Origin of the sequence: Mycobacterium sp. E3298, assembly GCF_001666895.1 — a bacterium.
GTDB lineage: Bacteria > Actinomycetota > Actinomycetes > Mycobacteriales > Mycobacteriaceae > Mycobacterium.
The window spans coordinates 1-17296 of the sequence record NZ_LZJB01000300.1 but is presented as its reverse complement, the minus strand read 5'-3'; the positions used below and the strand labels follow the sequence as shown (position 1 = coordinate 17296).

Annotated in this window: 19 protein-coding genes; 5 read left to right on the top strand and 14 right to left on the bottom strand. The window is 63.8% G+C overall.

Annotation, left to right across the window (positions count from 1 at the left end):
- Window positions 1-204: 204 nt before the first annotated feature.
- The 13 genes from A9X05_RS14030 to A9X05_RS13975 all read right to left on the bottom strand — a co-directional run bounded on the left by A9X05_RS14030 (window position 205) and on the right by A9X05_RS13975 (window position 12530).
- Complete coding sequence (locus tag A9X05_RS14030; RefSeq protein WP_156670114.1) at window positions 205-843, bottom strand: twin-arginine translocation pathway signal; 639 nt, start codon at window positions 841-843, stop codon at window positions 205-207.
- On the bottom strand, window positions 840-1661 hold the full coding sequence (locus tag A9X05_RS14025; protein ID WP_067755493.1) for a hypothetical protein: 822 nt from the start codon (window positions 1659-1661) through the stop codon (window positions 840-842). Before A9X05_RS14025 ends, A9X05_RS14030 begins: the two co-directional genes overlap by 4 nt.
- Window positions 1662-1820: 159 nt before the next feature.
- Complete coding sequence (locus A9X05_RS14020; RefSeq protein ID WP_067755527.1) at window positions 1821-2246, bottom strand: hypothetical protein; 426 nt, start codon at window positions 2244-2246, stop codon at window positions 1821-1823.
- 28 nt (window positions 2247-2274) lie between these two features.
- On the bottom strand, window positions 2275-2628 hold the full coding sequence (locus A9X05_RS32170) for a hypothetical protein (protein ID WP_082950350.1): 354 nt from the start codon (window positions 2626-2628) through the stop codon (window positions 2275-2277).
- Between the two features lie 99 nt (window positions 2629-2727).
- Complete coding sequence (locus A9X05_RS14015; RefSeq protein WP_067782045.1) at window positions 2728-3189, bottom strand: hypothetical protein; 462 nt, start codon at window positions 3187-3189, stop codon at window positions 2728-2730.
- A gap of 56 nt (window positions 3190-3245) precedes the next feature.
- A complete protein-coding gene (locus A9X05_RS14010) occupies window positions 3246-4835 on the bottom strand; it encodes an MCE family protein (RefSeq protein ID WP_067782034.1) in 1590 nt (529 codons plus the stop codon).
- Window positions 4835-6082, bottom strand: a complete 1248-nt coding sequence (locus A9X05_RS14005; RefSeq protein WP_082950348.1) for an MCE family protein — start codon at window positions 6080-6082, stop codon at window positions 4835-4837. The genes A9X05_RS14010 and A9X05_RS14005 overlap by 1 nt, the downstream gene beginning before the upstream one ends.
- Entirely contained in the window at window positions 6079-7563 is a 1485-nt protein-coding gene (locus tag A9X05_RS14000) for an MCE family protein (protein WP_082950347.1), read from the bottom strand. Before A9X05_RS14000 ends, A9X05_RS14005 begins: the two co-directional genes overlap by 4 nt.
- A complete protein-coding gene (locus tag A9X05_RS13995; protein ID WP_067782042.1) occupies window positions 7563-8642 on the bottom strand; it encodes an MCE family protein in 1080 nt (359 codons plus the stop codon). Before A9X05_RS13995 ends, A9X05_RS14000 begins: the two co-directional genes overlap by 1 nt.
- The gene (locus A9X05_RS13990; protein WP_067782032.1) at window positions 8642-9667 is read right to left on the bottom strand and encodes an MCE family protein; all 1026 of its coding nucleotides are present in this window, start codon (window positions 9665-9667) and stop codon (window positions 8642-8644) included. Before A9X05_RS13990 ends, A9X05_RS13995 begins: the two co-directional genes overlap by 1 nt.
- Window positions 9664-10851 (bottom strand): MCE family protein, encoded by a 1188-nt coding sequence (locus tag A9X05_RS13985; RefSeq protein WP_067755508.1) that lies wholly within the window; start codon window positions 10849-10851, stop codon window positions 9664-9666. The genes A9X05_RS13990 and A9X05_RS13985 overlap by 4 nt, the downstream gene beginning before the upstream one ends.
- A gap of 13 nt (window positions 10852-10864) precedes the next feature.
- Entirely contained in the window at window positions 10865-11710 is an 846-nt protein-coding gene (locus A9X05_RS13980) for an ABC transporter permease (RefSeq protein WP_067782029.1), read from the bottom strand.
- A 7-nt stretch (window positions 11711-11717) separates the two neighbouring features.
- The gene (locus A9X05_RS13975) at window positions 11718-12530 is read right to left on the bottom strand and encodes an ABC transporter permease (protein ID WP_067277131.1); all 813 of its coding nucleotides are present in this window, start codon (window positions 12528-12530) and stop codon (window positions 11718-11720) included.
- Window positions 12531-12804: 274 nt separating this feature from the next.
- Here A9X05_RS13975 and A9X05_RS13970 point away from each other — a divergent pair, with 274 nt between their 5' ends.
- Window positions 12805-13611: an SDR family NAD(P)-dependent oxidoreductase gene (locus A9X05_RS13970; protein ID WP_067782027.1), complete on the top strand. Its 807-nt coding sequence runs from the start codon at window positions 12805-12807 to the stop codon at window positions 13609-13611.
- Between the two features lie 165 nt (window positions 13612-13776).
- The gene (locus tag A9X05_RS13965) at window positions 13777-14139 is read left to right on the top strand and encodes a hypothetical protein (protein ID WP_231969380.1); all 363 of its coding nucleotides are present in this window, start codon (window positions 13777-13779) and stop codon (window positions 14137-14139) included.
- Between the two features lie 255 nt (window positions 14140-14394).
- Here the strand turns inward: A9X05_RS13965 and A9X05_RS13960 are convergent, their stop codons facing one another.
- A complete protein-coding gene (locus tag A9X05_RS13960; protein WP_067755521.1) occupies window positions 14395-14832 on the bottom strand; it encodes an SRPBCC family protein in 438 nt (145 codons plus the stop codon).
- Window positions 14833-15049: 217 nt separating this feature from the next.
- Between A9X05_RS13960 and A9X05_RS13955 the strand changes: the two genes are divergently transcribed.
- The 3 genes from A9X05_RS13955 to A9X05_RS13945 form a co-directional block, all read left to right on the top strand.
- On the top strand, window positions 15050-15925 hold the full coding sequence (locus tag A9X05_RS13955; RefSeq protein ID WP_067755539.1) for an enoyl-CoA hydratase: 876 nt from the start codon (window positions 15050-15052) through the stop codon (window positions 15923-15925).
- Window positions 15897-16703, top strand: coding sequence for a 2-keto-4-pentenoate hydratase (locus tag A9X05_RS13950; protein WP_156736704.1), 807 nt, complete (start codon window positions 15897-15899; stop codon window positions 16701-16703). The genes A9X05_RS13955 and A9X05_RS13950 overlap by 29 nt, the downstream gene beginning before the upstream one ends.
- A gap of 12 nt (window positions 16704-16715) precedes the next feature.
- On the top strand, window positions 16716-17296 hold a 581-nt coding region (locus A9X05_RS13945; RefSeq protein ID WP_067782037.1), incomplete at its 3' end, for an acetaldehyde dehydrogenase (acetylating).

Genomic DNA, 17296 nt, shown 5'->3' with positions numbered 1-17296 from the left:
GGGAGGTACGGCTTGTATTCGAGGAGGTCGGCGCCGGCGTGGGTATCCGCAGAAATGACAGTGTAGCGGGACGGGGTCTCAGGGGTGGCCATCAATCATCTCCTCAATGAGAATGCGACACCGGTCATTGTCTCGTGGCCGATAACTATGCATGATGAATGTTTCGTTCGGCGGATTCAACCCCGTCCCGGAGCCAGGGCAGTTCTAGATGGGATCGAACGCCGAGATAAGCCATGCGCCATGGACTTTGATCAAGCTGACCATGACGCTGCTGGCGGTCTGGACCGGCTCAGGTTGATCCTTGCTCGTTGTGGTCTGATCGAGGAAGACCAGCACCCTGGCCGTTTCTGGGTGCAGCTCGCTGATGACCGCGCGCTTGACCGCTGCTTGGGTATTGACGGCTTTCTGCTTGGCTGCGGGCGCCACGATTTGGTCGGCAAATTTGCCGTAGTACGTCAAGAAGTCACCGGTCAGGTGTGACTTTGCACCGGCCAGGTCGCTTTCCAGTTTGTCGGGTGTGTAGGACAGCAGCGCGACGGTCCCCTCGGTTGCGGCACCGATCACCGCCTTTGCCGCAGCGTCGTTGGTCTGCTGGTCGTGTCGATATTGGCCAAAGTACAGTGTGGCGGTTGCGGCGGCGGCCGCTACCAACAGCAGACCGATGATGAGTAGCGGCCAGTGCGATAGTGCGGTTCGTATCCGGGTGCGGCGCGTCTCGCTGGCGGCGTCTGCGGTCGTCCTTTGATCGTCACCGGTAGTGTCGTCGCGCTGGTCGTCGCTGGCCCCTGCGAGGGCGAGTTCAACGTTGGTGAGGTTGTCGTTTTCGAGCTGCCCGATGGTCATGGGATGAACTCCATGCTTGACATCTTGATTTTCCCGCCGTCTCGGGCCAGTTTGACGCTGAGCCGCCAAGAACGCGGCTGCTCGGGGGCGCCGGTGGTATTGGAGAGCGTGGAGCTGGCGGCAACGGCCACGACTGCGGTGTCCTCGGTCATGGATTCCAGGCACGCGGCTTGCACGGTCGTCTTGGCCGAGACCTTCGCGGTCTGAGCGGCTTTGACGAACTCCGCGGCCGCGCCGCGGAAGTCATCTCTGAACTGCCCGGTCGAGCTGTCGATGATGCGCTGTACGTCGTCTTTGGCGCTGTCCGCGCTAATCGACATCAGGGTGACCACGACTTGTCGTGCGGCCGCTGTGAATTCCGCGGCACGCTGTTGCTTGTCTAGCAGCTGATTGTGGTGTCGGACCATGACAGCACTCGCGACGAGAAGCGCTGCGGTGCAGAGCATCCCGACGGACGCGACCATCGTGGTTCGTTTCGGGCGGTGGAAGTATGTCTTTCTCTGCCGCCGGGGCGCCTTGCCGCCTTGATCGGGCAGTTCAGTGGCATCGGTGATGTCCCGATCGGTGACGTCATCCGCGGGAGTTGCCGACGCATCGTCGGCTGGGGTCTCAGCGATTTCTGCCGATGCGGTGTCGGTTGCTTCTGACTGTTGGTGTTGCCGCATGGACTGGACGCGGGCCCGGGCAGCGGCGGCGAGCGCTTCGGCTTCGGCAGCTTCTGCCTCCGCTGCCTCGAGAAGCTGAGCATCGACGGGCCGCTCGGAGGTGACATCGAGAGGACTCGCGTCCCGTTTCGGGAACGAACTGGCGGCGGGCATTGCCGTGCTCTCTCCGTTTCCGCCGCGTGCGAGCGAAGCTGGCCGGGCGATTGGTTGATACAAGCGGCTAGTAGCGCACAAGGTAGCGTCGTGCGGCGCAGTCTTGGACTGCAGTTCCCGCTGAGTGAGCATTCACCTCGGCGCCTGCCGAGCACCGAATTACCAGTGGCGCACCGAACACAATGCGCCTTTGACGCCGTTGTTGGTGGCCACGACTGCCCCGTCTATGGCGAGTTCGCAGTGAAAGTCCGGCGTGGCCGGCGACATCCCGCTGGTGGCGACGACCATGGCCCATTCATCGGGAGCTGCCAACCAGACGTCCCGGGTCCACCGTGTGGCTGGCCCCACGTCGGCCTCGACCTTAGGGCTGAATTGGTACGGGTCGTGGCTGTATTCGGCCCAGCCGGGCGGATCGGCGTCCCGGAAGTAGATGTCTGCGGTAACGCGGCGCTGCGCGGTGACGGTGTAGGTGACGTGGTGCAGCACCGGCTCGTCAGCACGGGCAACGGGCGTCGCGGATGCGGCCGTCGCAACGAGGATTGCAACCGCCAGCCCGGCTAGGGACTGCGCGGGACGCCCGAGCATATTGTTCGCCACCGGCATATGGGGTGATTTAGGTGTCGCCACGAACCCAGCGGGGTGCACCGTCGACAGACAGGCATGTGAGGAACAAGCCATCGGGGGCTTGTGCGACCGAGTTTTCGAAGCCCTCGCAGTTGGAGTTCTCCTCTTTGATTCCCCACATCGAGGGGGAACGGAAGTACCGGGGTTCATAACGCCGCGGAGATCCGCAGAAGACCAACCGGCCCCACGAGGTGGTGCCGAACACGAAGTGGGTGGTATCCGGGCACGGCGCGCCCAGCACGACACCTCCGGTGATACCCGGGACGCAGGTTGGGTTGTCACACGTGGACGGTCCAGCCCACCCGTGGACGGGTGTGCACGCCAGGAGGGCCGTCACCGCCATGGCCACGGGCAGGATCGCTCGCGTCGCGCGTCTTTTGAGGCGTAGGTCTGCGAGACGACCCGAATGCTGCGAGGTGATGGATGGTTTCATTCTCGGCCCTCACCCACTCTTGACGAGCTTGAACGGCATGCTGATGAACAACGTCTTACTTCGCCCGCAGGCGCCGCTGACGCCGGTCGTCTCGTCGGCGCCGGTGAGAACGGCCGAGGTTGGATCGACGGCATCTCCGTCGGGGTTGGTGGGGACGAACCTGAAGACCTGGAATCCCTGAGCCGCGGTTCCATCCGGGCAGGGCTGCCAGTTGTCGACGATGTGCTTGACGAACCACACACCGCCGGTTTGATAGATCGGGGCGCGCCAACCCCAGTCGCTGACTACCGTGCCGGTGCATTCGGTGGGATAACTGCAGGTCGTGTTGATCGTCCAGATACTTCGGATGCTGGCCTCGTTGTGAAAGATCTCGTTGGTCTTGGTCCACTCCCCGTTGGATGTCGCCGTGTAGGTGCCGTTCAGGCCCCAGTCGCCGGCCGCGCTGCCGGGGGGCGCGGTGCTTAGCGACATGACCACGACGGCGCCGATGAGGGCTGCGGTCCGAAGACGTCGGCGTGAGCGGCCGCTCATGTGGGGAAGAGGTCTTTCCAGGACCTCGTACCGGCGCGGGGGACCAGGTCCGATTGGCGATACACGGTGCCGTCGGGGGTGGCGTACCGGCCGGTTCGTGGGTCATAGGTTGCGACGGCAACCGATGGGCCGGACCGCCGAGGTGTGTATGCACTCGGCGCGGCAGCCGGGGCGGGCCCCTCGGAACCGTCAGGTGGCGGCGCTGCGGCCGGGGCGGGCGGCGGCGAATCCGGCGGGCGCCCGGGCGCGGGGCCGGCCGCTGGCGGCAGCGGTCCCGGCGGCGGGGTGCCCTCGAGTGGTCCGAAGATTTGGTCACCGAAGCTGACGCGGTCATCGGGCGGGACGCCCTGCGCGACGAGGTTCGGATCGAGGGGGTAGGGACCCAGGACGTGTTGGCGGATCGCCAACGGCTCGAAAGGTTTGTCGCTGTTGCAGATTTCGACCGTGGGCGCGCGCTTGCCGGGATGGCCCATGCACGGGTAGTTCCGGGCGCCGCGTACCCCAATGGGTGAATCCTGCGGCAGTTTGCAGTACAGCCCGTCGGGAGTGTCGATCACCGTCGTGTCCTCTGGTGACCGCCACGACGACGGCGGCAAGAACCCTACCGTGCATGCGGGCGGGTCGCCGATGGTAAGGGTGAAGTCGCCCAGGGAGTATCCGGTGGGATTGTTCTTGGGTGCGCCGTAGGACTGAGTGGCGGCGATGGTGGGCGGCAGCAACACCAGCAGCTGCTCGAGGGAGGGGTGATAGGTGACACCGACCTGGCCCAGCGTGGTGAGGTTCGCCAAGAGCATCGGCAGCGTCGGCTTGACCTGATTGAACAGGCGTGACGCCTCATCGGCGGCCCCTGGAGCCCCGTGCAGCAGCGTCCGTGTCTGGTGGTCGTCGGTGACGAGTTGTTGGCTGACGCCGGCGAGGCTGCGTGCCCACGTGCGGATGGCGCCGCCCGATTGCGCCTGGCCGTCGAGCAGGGGCCGGCTGTCGTCGATGAGGGTGCGTGACCGCTCGGCGTTGGTGTTGGCGTCGCCGACGAGTTGTGACGAGGAGTCCAGCAGCGACCCGACGTCGTACCCGGATCCGTTGAAGGCCTTGAACGTTTCGTCGAGCAGACCGCTGATCTTGGTCTTGGGGACGCTGTTGATCAGCGTGCTGACTTGATCCAGCATCGGTCCGACGGCCTGTGGGATCGAGGTGTGTGCCGCGGGGATGATGGAGCCGTCATGTAGGTAAGGTCCTGCCGCCGTCGCTGGCTGCAGGTCCACATATTGCTCTCCGACCGCCGACACGCTGAGCACCTCCGCGCGCAGATCCGCCGGGATTTGCGGGCTGGTGTTCAACGACAGTGTGGCCTCGGCGCCGGCGCGGGTGGGCCGCACGTCGGTGACTTTTCCGACCTCCACTCCTCGATAGGTCACGTTGGAAAACCGGTAAAGTCCGCCGGTGCCCGGCAATTCCAGCGTGACCCGCATGCGGCCGACGCCCAGCAGGGTGGGCACTTGCAGGTATTCGACGATCATCACGGTCATCCCGATGACCGACGCGATGGTGAAGATGGTCAGCTGAATTCGGACGAAGCGCGTCAACATCAGCGGTCCCCCACATCCTGTGGCACGAAATCGGTCGGCGCCGGGATCGGTGGCTGGCTGAGCTGCTGGGTGGTCACCGGGGCGCCGGCCGGCGTTGGCGGACCGGCCATGGGCGGCGTGGCCACCGCGTTCGGCGGGGCCGTGAGGGGCGCGGTGAGCGGGTCCTTGGTGAAGGTGGCATACCAGGGGTCTCCCGGGGCGGGCACCAGCGTGGCTCCCTCCTGCCCCCATCGTGTGCCCAGCAACAGTCCCCTCTTGAGCCGCGGGATCGTGAAGTCGAAAGTGATGAACTCGTTCAAATAGTCGCCCCGGATCGCGCGGTCGATGAAGTTCTGCGGGTAGGGATATGCCGGCGCGAAGGCCAGGACGGTGTCGAGGCTCGGGCCGACGTCGGCGAGTGCGCGCACGGTCGGCTCCAGATTTTTCAGGTTGGCGACCAGATCGTCGTGCGTGGCGTTGATCAATCCGGTGGCCGTGTTGCTGAACACCCGGAATTTATCCAGCGCGGTCGTGATCCTTGGCCGCTCTTTGATCAGAACGTCCAGTGCGGGCGGAATCCGTTGCAGCGCTTCGGTTATGACACCGCTTTGTCCGGCAAGGGTGCCGGCCAGGGCGTTCAATGCCGTGATGGATGCGTTGATGTTGTCACGCTGGGAATCCAAAACACCGACGAAGTCGTTCAAATGCGTCAGCAGATCGCGGATCTTGTCCTCGCGCCCGCCCAGTGCCGCGTTGAACTCGTTGATGAGGCCTCCGACCTTGCCCAGTCCCCCGCCGTTGACGACAACTGACAGCGAGGACAGGGTCTGCTCGGTGGACGGATAGGTCGAGGAGCGTTGCAGACCGATGGTCGCCCCGGGTGCGAGCCTGCCGGCCGCGGGCACGCCCGGTGGGGGGTTCAGTTCCAGGTGCATCGAGCCCAACAGGCTTGTCTGGCCGATCCTGGCGAGAGCGTTGGCCGGCACCACGGCGTCTGGACGCACCGAGATATCCACGTCGGCATGCCAATCGCGCAGCGTCATCTTGCCCACGCTGCCAACGACGACGTCGTTGATCATCACCGGCGAATTAGATTCCAGCGTACCGACATTAGCGATTTGGACGTGGTAAGTCACCGCGTCCTGGCCTCGTCCGACGGTGCCAGGTAGAGGCAGTGAATTGAGGCCATCGAAAGCGCATCCGGTTGCCGTCAAAACCACCCATGACGCGATCGCTGCGAGACGCCGCGTTGATCGCGATCCGGTCACGGTGTGCCTCCGGGCTGGGATGCGGTCGGCAGCGGTGGTTGCGGACCAGCCGGCAGCAGCATGTCCTGCAGGCTGGCCGGGCCGGGGGCCGCTGGGGCCGGCCGGGGCACTCCCGGTGGGATTGGCGCACGGGGGAACAGCGCCGGCGAAGGGTCAGCGGGTAATCCGTTAGGGGCGTAGATCCCCGGGGGACCCGGCGGCAATTCCCATCCCGGAGGGGGTGGTATGTCGCCCGCGCCGGTGTAGGCCGACACTGCGGGTGGATCGGTTGGGATGGGGGGGACTCCGCCCGGCCCGCCGGGCATCAGGTTCGGATCCGAATAGACGAGGTTGTCCGGGCTCGGCGATTTGGCCAGATAGGCGTTGAACGGGATCGGCAGGTAGTTGAAGTTGATCAAACGCAGTGCGGGGCCCAAGTATTGGGCGCACAGCTTCGCCGTCTCGGCCGCGGTGGCATTCTTCACCGCGCCGATCGCCGAGCACACCAGTGCCACCGGATTGGCGAAGTTCGACATGGCGAAGGCTCCCCGTGCCGTTCCGGAGTCCGGGCTATAGATGTTGTAGCCGTTGGCGATTGCGTTGGGCGCCACGTGCAGAAGGTTTTCCACCGCCATGCGGTTGTCGGCCAGGTTTTTCGTCACGTTGGCCAGTCGTTGAATTTGTTCTGCGGTCTGGTCTCGGCTTCCGGCGATGAATCGGCGCACCTCACCGACCGCCGAGGATAGGTTGGTCAGCGCGGCATCCAAGTCTGACCGGTTGCCGTCCACGACGCTGCTCACCGTTGCGAGGCGGTCCTGGAATTCGACGATCTGGACGTTGCTGTCGCGCAGGGCGGTAACGAAGATCTGAAGATTCTTGATGATGTCGACGATGTTGCCGCTACCGCCGGCGAGGATGCGCCCGACCTGAGACAGCTCGGTGATCGTCCGCCGAAGCTTGTCGCCGTTGCCGTCCATGGCATTGGCCGCGCTGTCGATAAAGTGCCCGAGCGAACTGGTGGAAAGGCCGCTTGCGGGACCCAATTCGGTGGCCAGCCGCATCAGTTGCGTTTTGACCTGATCCCACTCGACGGGTACCGCGGTTCGCTCCACGCCGATCACCGCCCCATCGGCCATCGTCGGACCGCCGGTTCCCGTGGCTTCGTAAGCCGGGGTCAGCTGCACATACCGGGCCGCCACCAGGTTCTGTGCCACGATCACGGCCTTGGCGTCGGCCGGGATCGGCACATCACGGTCGACGGCCAGTGTCATCTTGGCCTGGGTCCCCTGGGGTTCGATGGACTTGATGGTGCCAACCTTGACCCCCACCACGCGCACCTCGTCGCCGGGGTAGATGGCGGTCGCGGAGCGGAAATATGCGGTAATCACCATGGGCCCGAACACTTCGGCGTGTACCACGAAAGCCGTTCCCGCAGCGATAAGTCCCACCAATGTCACCAGCAGCGCCTTGGTGTACCACGCCTTGTTCACCCCGGTCGCCATCATCGTCCTCCCGGAATGCCGTTGTGCGGCCAGGGGAATTCCGCGCGCGGTCCGGCATTGTCGGGTGGTTGACCCGCATTGACGCCCCGCCGGAATCCGAACGCGTAGTCCAGGAACGGTTGCAGGGCCTGCGCCGGGATCAGATTGCCGACGAATGCGTTGTAATAAAAGCCGTTGTTGACCGATTCGCCCTGGGTTACTTGGTATTTGGCTAATCCGACGATCGCCTTGGCGATGTTATCGCGGTTCTTTTCCAGCATCGCGGTGACCGAGTTGAGTTTGGCCAGTGTCGGCGCGAGTTCTTTTTCGTTGTCCGCCACCATGCCCGAGAGTTGCTGGGCCAGCGCCGAGGTGTTGGCCAGCAGGTTGACGATCGAGTAACGACGCTGATTCAGGACTCCGAGCAGGTCGTTGGCATTGAGCAACATGGTGTTGACCTGCTGGCTGCGTTCCGACAGGATGCCGGTGACATCGGCGGCGCTTTTGAGAAGATGGGCCAGCGATTCATTCCTGCTGTTCAACGATTGCGACAGTCTGCTCAGGCCGTCGAACGTGGGCCCCAGTCGTGGTGTGATCCGCTCGATCGTTTCGGCCAATGTGTCCAAGGATGCGTTGAGCGCGCCGGTGTCGGTGGCGGCGGTGTTGGCGGTGAAGTCGCTGACGGCGTCGGTCAGGGAGTATGGCGATGTCGTCCGATGTACCGGGATGACATCGGAGGAGTGCATGCTGCCGGCGCCTGCGGGCTCTAAGGCCAGCATCCGCGCACCCAGCAGGGTGCCCGCCCTGATGTGGGCTGTCGTGCTCGATCCCAGGTGCACATTGGCGTCGAGGCTAAAGGTCACCAATGCTTTGCCATGGCTGAGCGTGACGTCGGAGACCGTTCCCATTTTCACGCCCGACACTCGGACGTCGTTGCCTGCAGTTAGGCCCCCGGCCTCGGTGAACAGCGCCTGGTACCGGATGGAGGTAGCCATCGACCACAGCTGTTGGGGGTGCAGGCCGATGATGATGACTAGCACGATCAGCACGAACGCGATGAAGCCGGCCCGGATGAGTTGTGTGCCGCGATATTTCAGCATCAGGGTTCCCCGCATCGTCCGGTGTTTTGGGTGATCCACGGGAAGACGGCCGTGCGGCCCTGAAGGTCGGTGACGCGAATGGAGATGCCACACAGGTACTGGTTGATGAAACTTCCGTAGGCGCCCAACCGCACGAGTTTGCGGTAGTTTTCGGGGGCTTTCTGCAAAGCGAGGTCCAGCCGCGCCTTGTCATTGTCGAGCAACGGAGCCAGCCGATTGAGTTGGTCGACGGTACCGGCCAGCGGCGGACGGGCCTGGGTAAGCAGGTCGGCCAATGACGCGGTTCCCTTGTCGAGCGCGGTGATGGCGTCGCCTATCAGATCACGGTCAGCCGACAAGTCCGTGCTGAGCCGCTCGAGGCGTCCGACCGTCGCCGAGAATTTGCCGCCGTCCTTGGCCACCGTGGCGACCACCTCGTTGAGATTGTCGATCAACTGCTGCACCACTTGCCCGTTGTCGGCCAGGGCGTTGGAGAAGGACGAGGTCTTGGCGAACAACGACTCCACATCGCCGCTGCTGCCTTGCAGAATCTGGATCAACGAGTTGGTCAGCGCATTCACCGATTGAGGGTTGAGCCCCTGAATCACCGGTTTGAGCCCACCCAACAACAAATCGAGGTCCAGCGCCGGCTCGGTGCGGTTTATCGGAATCCGCGATCCGGGCGGCTGAATCCCGGCAGAACCGGGGGCGTCGAGCAGGTCAAGGTAGCGATCCCCGACCAGGTTGAGGTAACGCACCGCGACTCGCGTGCTGGTAGTGAGCCTGACCTCGCGGTTCGCGTCGAAACTCACCAGCACGGTGTTATTCGATTGCAGCGCAACATGATTGACCGTGCCGACCCGGATCCCGGCGGCACGCACCGAATCACCGGCCTTAAGGCTGGAGGCATCGCTCAACACCGCGGAATAGCCATATGTCGAACCTGTGCGGTACTGGCCGAGGATGGCGAACAGGGCAGCCGTCAGCACAATAGTCACCACCGCGAACAGCCCGAACTTGACGGTCGGCCCGACCGAGCCCGTCATCCCGGCATCCCGATCTGTGGGGTGTTGCGCGGCGGCCCGTCGATCGGCCCGAACAGCCACTGCTTAAGACGATTGGAGTTCAACAGGATTCCCTGGTTTCCGTACTGCGCCTGGTTGGCGTCAATGTCGGTGACCAGGTAGGGCGGGCGGTGCCCGAAGCCCACGTCTGGTAGGCCCATGCATTGCGGACCGCCCGTCGCCGCGACCTTGGGGAGGTTCTGCGGGTACCGGTAACGTTCGGTGCCCAGCAGAAACGAATCCAGCAACAGGACACCCGGTACGGGCAGGGGCGGACCGGTGGCCAGCGGCTTGAGGCCGGCCAGCGCGCAGGTGATGGCTTGGTTGTATTTGTTGGTCAGGTTCGTGGTGGGGACCAGCAGATGAAGGACGGCAGTGAACGCCTGCGCGTTGTCCGCCAGCACGTCGTTTCCGATGTCGGCCAGCGCAATCGCGCTGATGAGCGCGGTGTCGAGATCACGCTGCCGGTCGACCACGGTGTCGCTCAGCCGGGTCGCGTTTTGAACCGTCTTAACCAGTTCGGGGGCCACGTCGGCGTAGGCGTTGAGCACCTGTGGGGCCACCGAGAGTTCGTGCCTCAGGGAGGTCAGGCTCGGGTCGATCTTGGTCAACAGGGCGTCCAGATCGGCCAGGGTGTGGCCGAGTTTGTCACCGCGGCCGCTGAACGCTTGCGCGAGAGCGCCAAGGGTCTCATTGAGCTTTTCCGGTTCGATCTGCGACAACACCGACACCAATTGCTCGAACACGGTGTCGATTTCGACGGTGACATGCTCAGAGTCAAGGATTTGGCCCGCCTTCAGCGACTGGGGGGAGGGATCGGGCGGTGGGATGAGTTGCACGAATTTCGACCCGAAGACGGTCGTTGATTCGATGTCGACGCCGGTATTGGCGGGAATCAGATTCAGCCAGGAGGGATTGATCGCCAGGTGAATCGCGGCCCGGCCGTCGGGCAGGTTGTCGATCGAGGAGACCTTGCCCACTTGTGCACCATGCAGCTTCACCTTGGCGTCCGGGTTCATCACCAGTCCCGCCCGGGGCGATAGCACCGTGACCGGCACCGATTCGATGGCACCGCCTTCGAACAACACGATGGTGGCAGCGACGATCGCGCCGATCACACCGACGGTGGCCAGACCCAGCAAGGGGCGAACAGTGTTGTTCCACATCAGCTTTCTTCCCCTAGCCCGACAAGTTGAAGTTGCCGTTGGCGCCGTAAATGGCCAGCGAAACCAGCAGGGTGACCGACACGATGATGATCAGGGAAGTGCGCACCGCAGTACCCACCGCGACCCCGACACCCGAGGGTCCCCCGCTGGCGAAGTAGCCGTAGTAGGTGTGGGTGAACAGGATGGCCAAGGCCATCAGGATCGCCTGCAGAAATGACCACAATAGGTCGGTTGGGTTCAGAAACGTCGAGAAGTAGTGACCATAGAGCCCACCGGATTGCCCCAGCACGACCACGGTGGTGAATTGGCTGGCCACGAACGACAAGATGACCGCGATCGAGTACAGCGGCGTGATCGCCAGCATACCGGCGACGATCCGTGTGCTCACTAGGTAGGAAACGGGCCGGATCCCCATACTTTCGAGCGCATCGATTTCCTCATTGATGCGCATGGCGCCCAGTTGGGCGGTCACGCCGGCGCCGAAGGTGGCCGCCAAGCCGATGCCGGCGACAATCGGCGCCGAGATACGGACGTTGATGAACGCGGCCAAAAAGCCGGTCAACGCCTCGATGCCAATGTTGCCCAGCGAGCTGTATCCCTGGATGGCCAGCGTCCCACCCGTCGCCAAGGTGAGAAATCCGACGATGACCACTGTCCCGCCGATCATCGCCAAGGTGCCAGCGCCCATGCTGATTTCGGCGATCAAGCGGATGATTTCTCGCCGGTAGCGGGTGGCCGCAAACGGGGCCCCGGCGATCGCCTTCCCGTAGAACGCGACGTGGTCACCGATGCCGGTCAGCGTGCTGATCGGTCTGTTGATTTCTCGGGCCAGACCCGGATATGCCGCTCGCAGCGTCACCGTCTGCCTACTTCGCCGTCATCTGGATGCCGATAGCCGTCACCACGACGTTGATGACAAACAGCGACATGAACGCGTATACCACCGTCTCGTTGACGGCGTTGCCCACAGCTTTGGCGCCGCCACCGGTGATCGTCAGCCCGCGGTAGCAGGCCACCAGGCCGGCGATGAGACCGAACAACAGCGCTTTGACCGAGGAAATGATCAATTCGGGCACCCCGGTCAGCAGGGTGATGCCCGCCGCGAATGCACCCGGGTTGACGTCCTGGACGAACACCGAGAACGTGTAGCCGCCCAGGATGCCGATGATGCAGACGACGCTGTTGAGCAGCAGTGCCACCAGTCCCGATGCCAGCATGCGCGGGGTGACCAATCGTTGAACGGGATTGATTCCCAACACTTCCAACGCGTCGATCTCTTCACGGATGGTGCGCGAGCCCAGATCGGCGCACATCGCCGTGGCGCCGGCGCCCGCCACGATCAGCACCGTGACCAGGGGGCCGACCTGGGTGACCGCCCCGAAGGCTGCACCCGCCCCCGAAAGGTCGGCCGCACCCAGTTCGCGCAGCAGGATATTGAGCGTGAAGCTGACCAGCACGGTAAATGGAATGGCTACCAGCAGCGTGGGCATCAGCGAGACGCGTGCGACAAACCACGACTGATCCAGGAACTCTCGTCCCTGAAACGGCCTGCGGACAGCGAACTTCGCCGCATCGGCCGCCATCGCGGCCAGTCCCCCGATGGCCTGCATGGGCCCAGCCAGCTTGGCGCCAAACGACGAAAGCCCCGGCGACCAACGGTCGGGCGCCTTCGTGATCACCGGCTGTGGCTCCTTCACCTCGTCGACACCAGACATCGCAGCTCGGGTCACGCCCTGCACCACATCGGTCCGAGCTGCGTCGAGCAGAACCCTCCCAGTCGGGTGAGACGTGAACCACACGATGTCCCGCTTACCGGGACGCCTATCCATCGCTGCGGATCCCATGCGAGGGCACCCGAACCGGGTCCATACCGGGCCCCTCCCCGCCTAGGAGAGGACCACCCACCGGGACATGCGGCTGACATTGCCGATTCCGCGGAGCACCATCCCCGTTGTGAACAGTCCTCAGAGATATGCGAATCGCCGCGTTTTGATCAGCGGGGGTGGCTCGGGCATTGGACAAGCAACCGTGCTGCGCGTGCTGGAGGAAGGCGGACGAGTTGTGGCCGCCGACATCAGCGAGTCCGGGTTGAAGGACACGGTGGCCAAGGCCGACACGTACGCGGACCGGCTCGCCACGGTGACGTTGGACGTCGGCGACGAGCAGTCCGTCCGCGACGGTGTCGGCCGGGCGCTCGCGGCGCTGGGAGGTCTCGACACGTTGGTCAACGCGGCGGGGATTCTGCGCTCGGCCCATTTCCTGGACACCACCGTGGCCGATTTTGAGCAGGTACTCCGTATCAACCTGGTCGGCACCTTCCTGATGACCCGCGAGGCGATCCCGGCCCTACGCGAGGGCGTCGGTCCAGCCGTGGTCAACTTCAGCTCCACCTCGGCGGCCTTTGCTCACCCGTATATGTCCGCCTACGCCGCATCCAAGGGCGGAATTCAGTCGATGACACATGCGTTGGCAATGGAGTTCAGCAAAGAGGGAATCCGGTTCAACTCGGTGCAGCCGGGGTCAATTTCCTCCGGAATGACTGATGGCACAGGAGAATCGAAGCAGAGCGTAGGTCCGGGCCTACCTGCTGACGTCGACTTTTCCTTGTTCGGCAAGGTTCAGCCCGTACTTCCACTGGCTGACGGCGCGATCTTCGCCAGACCAGACGCTGTAGCCGCCGTAGTAGCCATGCTGGGCTGTCCCGACGCCTATTTCATCACCGGCACCGAAGTCCGTGTGGACGGCGGCTCGCATATGTGAGCCGCGACCAGCGGCCCCGCCGAGGGCAGTCCGCCATTGCGGTGGGTAACGGCATGTCGTCTGATCCTTCGGCCCAAACAGAATGGAGCGAACTTGAAGGCGCTCATACTGGGTATCTGCCTGGCGGCGGCGGCCTTCGGGCTCGTGCCCGTGGCCCACGCGGAGATGCGAACCGGCAATTACCAGCTTTTGATCACCGGCAGGTACGACTTCCATACCTGGATCTGGGCGATTTCGTCGTGCAGCGGTGACTGTGTCAGCGTGAGCGCGATACCCCAACCGGTAGCCAGGGCATTCGAGTACACCGGCACCGCTCGGTTCGCCGATGGCCGCTATACCTTGAGTGTCGACGTTCCCGACGGTCTGCGTTGTGGTGACATCTACTACGGCCCCGTGATACCCACGCACGACGTCTACGCATGGGATGCGTCCGCGCTTGCTGGCTCGTTGGACTCCTCGTTTTCCTCGGGTTGTAACGGGTCGCCGGCGGGAACCTACACGTATCCGTTCACCCTGGTCCGCATGTAGATCGTGCAGCCTAACCTTCTCCCCTGCGCGGCGAGTGGCTAACATCAACGACTTCCGGTCACCCGCCCGCACGTGTGGGTGGCGGTGATCGGCGATGCGAAGACAACGGCCTGGCTCCGGCCACCACGCGGGGCACCAAACCCAGCCCGCCATCGGGCCGCGTGTAATGACCAAGGAGGCTGACGGTAAATGGCTTTGGGCCATCTTGATCCTGTAGACGAGACCGGTGGCAATCCATGCTCACCGGCACGGTGGCTACGTCGGCTGCGCTTCGGCTCCCCGGGCGAGAGCGGTCACCATCGTGGGCATGCTCGCGCGCAGCATGAGCCAGATCAGCGGCCCTGTGAGCGGAATGCGGCTCCGAAACGTTGCCTTCCATACGATGTGAGATCCGCGAGACGTAGTGGATATATGAACATCGGCGCGGTGATCGGTGACGGGGATTCCCGAGAGGATGGTATAGGCGTGGTGGTAGGGGCGGTCAGCGATCAGAATTTTTTCGCGCATAGTCAAGCCGCTCATGGTGATTCGACGTATAGCCCCGGTACGGGAGTTGGCCGTTCCGGGGTACTCCCAGACCGCGGCCCGCACACCGCCTAGCCACTCAGGCCACCGCGTGACATCAGTGAGCAGGTCGTAAACGATCTGCGCTGGCGCGGCACATGTCCGCTCAAAGCGCAACGAGAAGCGCATAGCGTTGACGCTACGCGGAAACGGCGCATGTACCGGATCGGTAATCCCGACAGTCGGGATGCGCTGAGTAACGTGGCGGCGCCGCACGGATTGCCGGCACGCATCCCACCAGCTGTGATCGAGATGACTCCCAGTGTATGGAAACCGACTACTGCCTGCGGGTCGACTGCGCTGATGATGGTCAGAACCGGAATGCGTGATGACGGAAGGCATCAACATGGACACGCCAGATGTAGACGAAGTGGTCACCTATGCAGTGACCTCCGGAGTCGCTGTGGTCACCATGAACCGTCCGCGTTACCGCAATGCGCAGAACTCGGCGATGACCTACGCCCTGGATGCAGCGTTTAGGCGCGCAGTGGACGATGACGACATCAAGGTGATCGTGTTGGCGGGTGCCGGCGAGCACTTCAGCGCCGGTCACGATATCGGCACCCCCGAACGTGACCACAACGTGCGCTATGAGAATCGGGCGGTGTTGTGGTGGGACCACGTCGACAAGCCAGGCGGCGACCAACGTTTTGCGCGGGAGACAGAGGTCTATCTTGGGATGTGCCGAAGGTGGCGCGAAATCCCGAAGCCCACTATCGCGATGGTGCAAGGCGCGTGTGTGGCCGGTGGTCTGATGCTTGCCTGGGCCTGTGACCTGATCGTGGCCGCCGATGATGCCTTCTTCAGCGATCCCGTTGTGCGCATGGGCATTCCGGGCGTCGAATATTTCGCACACCCTTGGGTGCTCGGACCCCGGTTTGCCAAGGAGATCTTGTACACAGGTGAGAGGTTCAGCGCGCAGCGTGCCTACGAAATCGGTATGGTCAATCGAGTCGTCGCACGGCCGCAGCTACGCGATGAAACCTTCGGCCTTGCAACGCGTATCGCGGCGATGCCCCAATTCGGTCTCGCACTGGCCAAGCGGGCGGTCAACCACTGCGAAGACCACATGGGATTACGCAATGGCATGGACGCCGTCTTCGGTCTTCACCACTTCGCACATGCCCATAACGCCGAGATCGGGACCGGCCCACTCGGCGGGATGGACGCCAAGGCAATGACTTCACCTGCAAATGCTGAGGGAACCAATTCTCGTGCTTAGCAGGGAATTACACCACCAGCTAGCTGTCCAGTTGGCGCAGGCTGGGCGGAGCCGCTCACCGATCGCTCCGCTGACCGCTGTTCATCCGGAGATCGACGTCGTCGATGCCTATGAGATCCAGCTGATCAACATCCGGCAGCGGGTGGCCGAGGGAGCCCGGGTGCTGGGCCATAAGGTTGGCCTGTCGTCGAAGGCGATCCAGCAGATGATGGGGGTCGACGAGCCGGACTACGGGCATTTGCTCGACGAGATGCAATTGTTCGAAGACACCCCGGTGAAGGCGAGCCGTTATCTGTGGCCGCGGGTCGAGGTGGAGGTCGGTTTCATCCTGAATGCCGACCTGCCGGGAGCCGACTGCACCGAGGACGACGTGCTGGCGGCCACCGAGGCGATCGTGCCGTCGATCGAGTTGATCGACACCCGGATCACCGACTGGAAAATCGAGTTGTGCGACACCATCGCCGACAACGCGTCGTCGGCGGGCTTCGTGCTGGGCAAGGCGCGCGTCTCCCCGGACGACGTCGACATCAAAGGCATCGATGCGGTGCTGAGCTGCAACGGTGAGGTCGTCGCCAAGGGCCGCACCGACGCGGTGCTGGGCAACCCCGTGACCGCGGTGGCCTGGCTGGCCCGCAAGGTGGAGGGCTTCGGCGTGCGGTTGCGCAAAGGCGACCTGGTGCTTCCGGGTTCCTGTACGCGCGCGATCGACGCGCACGCCGGCGACGATTTCGTGGCCGACCTCACGGGCCTGGGTTCTATTCGTTTGTCGTTCGAATAAGAGGAGCGTCAGATGCCGGCTAAGGCGAGTGTGGCCATTGTCGGGTCGGGAAACATCAGTACTGACCTGCTCTACAAGTTGCTGCGGTCGGAGTGGCTGGAGCCGCGCTGGATGGTGGGCATCGACCCCGACAGTGAGGGTTTGGCGCGGGCCCGCAAGCTGGGTTTGGAGACCACGCACGAGGGTGTGGACTGGTTGCTGGCCCAGTCGGAGAAGCCCGATTTGGTGTTCGAGGCGACGAGTGCGTATGTGCACCGGGACGCGGCGCCGAAGTATGCGGCTGCGGGGATTCGGGCGATCGATTTGACCCCGGCCGCCGTGGGCCCGGCGGTCATCCCGCCGGCCAACCTGCGCCAGCACCTGGACGCGCCGAACGTCAACATGATCACCTGCGGCGGCCAGGCGACCATCCCGATCGTCTACGCGGTGAGCCGGGTGGTGGAGGTGCCCTACGCTGAGATCGTGGCGTCGGTGGCGTCGGTTTCGGCCGGACCCGGCACGCGGGCCAACATCGATGAGTTCACCAAGACCACCAGCAAGGGCGTGGAAACGATCGGCGGCGCCAAGCGGGGCAAGGCGATCATCATCCTCAA

What these genes read in the sequence shown, in the direction of transcription:
- A9X05_RS14010 (WP_067782034.1), bottom strand. Translation starts at nt 4,835, where the DNA reads ATGTTGACGCGCTTCGTCCGAATTCAGCTGACCATCTTCACCATCGCG.
- A9X05_RS13985 (WP_067755508.1), bottom strand. Translation starts at nt 10,851, where the DNA reads ATGTGGAACAACACTGTTCGCCCCTTGCTGGGTCTGGCCACCGTCGGT.
- A9X05_RS13950 (WP_156736704.1), top strand. Translation starts at nt 15,897, where the DNA reads ATGCTGAGGGAACCAATTCTCGTGCTTAGCAGGGAATTACACCACCAG.
- A9X05_RS13960 (WP_067755521.1), bottom strand. Translation starts at nt 14,832, where the DNA reads ATGCGCTTCTCGTTGCGCTTTGAGCGGACATGTGCCGCGCCAGCGCAG.
- A9X05_RS13990 (WP_067782032.1), bottom strand. Translation starts at nt 9,667, where the DNA reads ATGACGGGCTCGGTCGGGCCGACCGTCAAGTTCGGGCTGTTCGCGGTG.
- A9X05_RS32170 (WP_082950350.1), bottom strand. Translation starts at nt 2,628, where the DNA reads ATGGCGGTGACGGCCCTCCTGGCGTGCACACCCGTCCACGGGTGGGCT.
- A9X05_RS13955 (WP_067755539.1), top strand. Translation starts at nt 15,050, where the DNA reads ATGGACACGCCAGATGTAGACGAAGTGGTCACCTATGCAGTGACCTCC.
- A9X05_RS13995 (WP_067782042.1), bottom strand. Translation starts at nt 8,642, where the DNA reads ATGCTGAAATATCGCGGCACACAACTCATCCGGGCCGGCTTCATCGCG.
- A9X05_RS14030 (WP_156670114.1), bottom strand. Translation starts at nt 843, where the DNA reads ATGACCATCGGGCAGCTCGAAAACGACAACCTCACCAACGTTGAACTC.
- A9X05_RS14000 (WP_082950347.1), bottom strand. Translation starts at nt 7,563, where the DNA reads ATGGCGACCGGGGTGAACAAGGCGTGGTACACCAAGGCGCTGCTGGTG.
- A9X05_RS14020 (WP_067755527.1), bottom strand. Translation starts at nt 2,246, where the DNA reads ATGCTCGGGCGTCCCGCGCAGTCCCTAGCCGGGCTGGCGGTTGCAATC.
- A9X05_RS14025 (WP_067755493.1), bottom strand. Translation starts at nt 1,661, where the DNA reads ATGCCCGCCGCCAGTTCGTTCCCGAAACGGGACGCGAGTCCTCTCGAT.
- A9X05_RS13965 (WP_231969380.1), top strand. Translation starts at nt 13,777, where the DNA reads ATGCGAACCGGCAATTACCAGCTTTTGATCACCGGCAGGTACGACTTC.
- A9X05_RS14015 (WP_067782045.1), bottom strand. Translation starts at nt 3,189, where the DNA reads ATGTCGCTAAGCACCGCGCCCCCCGGCAGCGCGGCCGGCGACTGGGGC.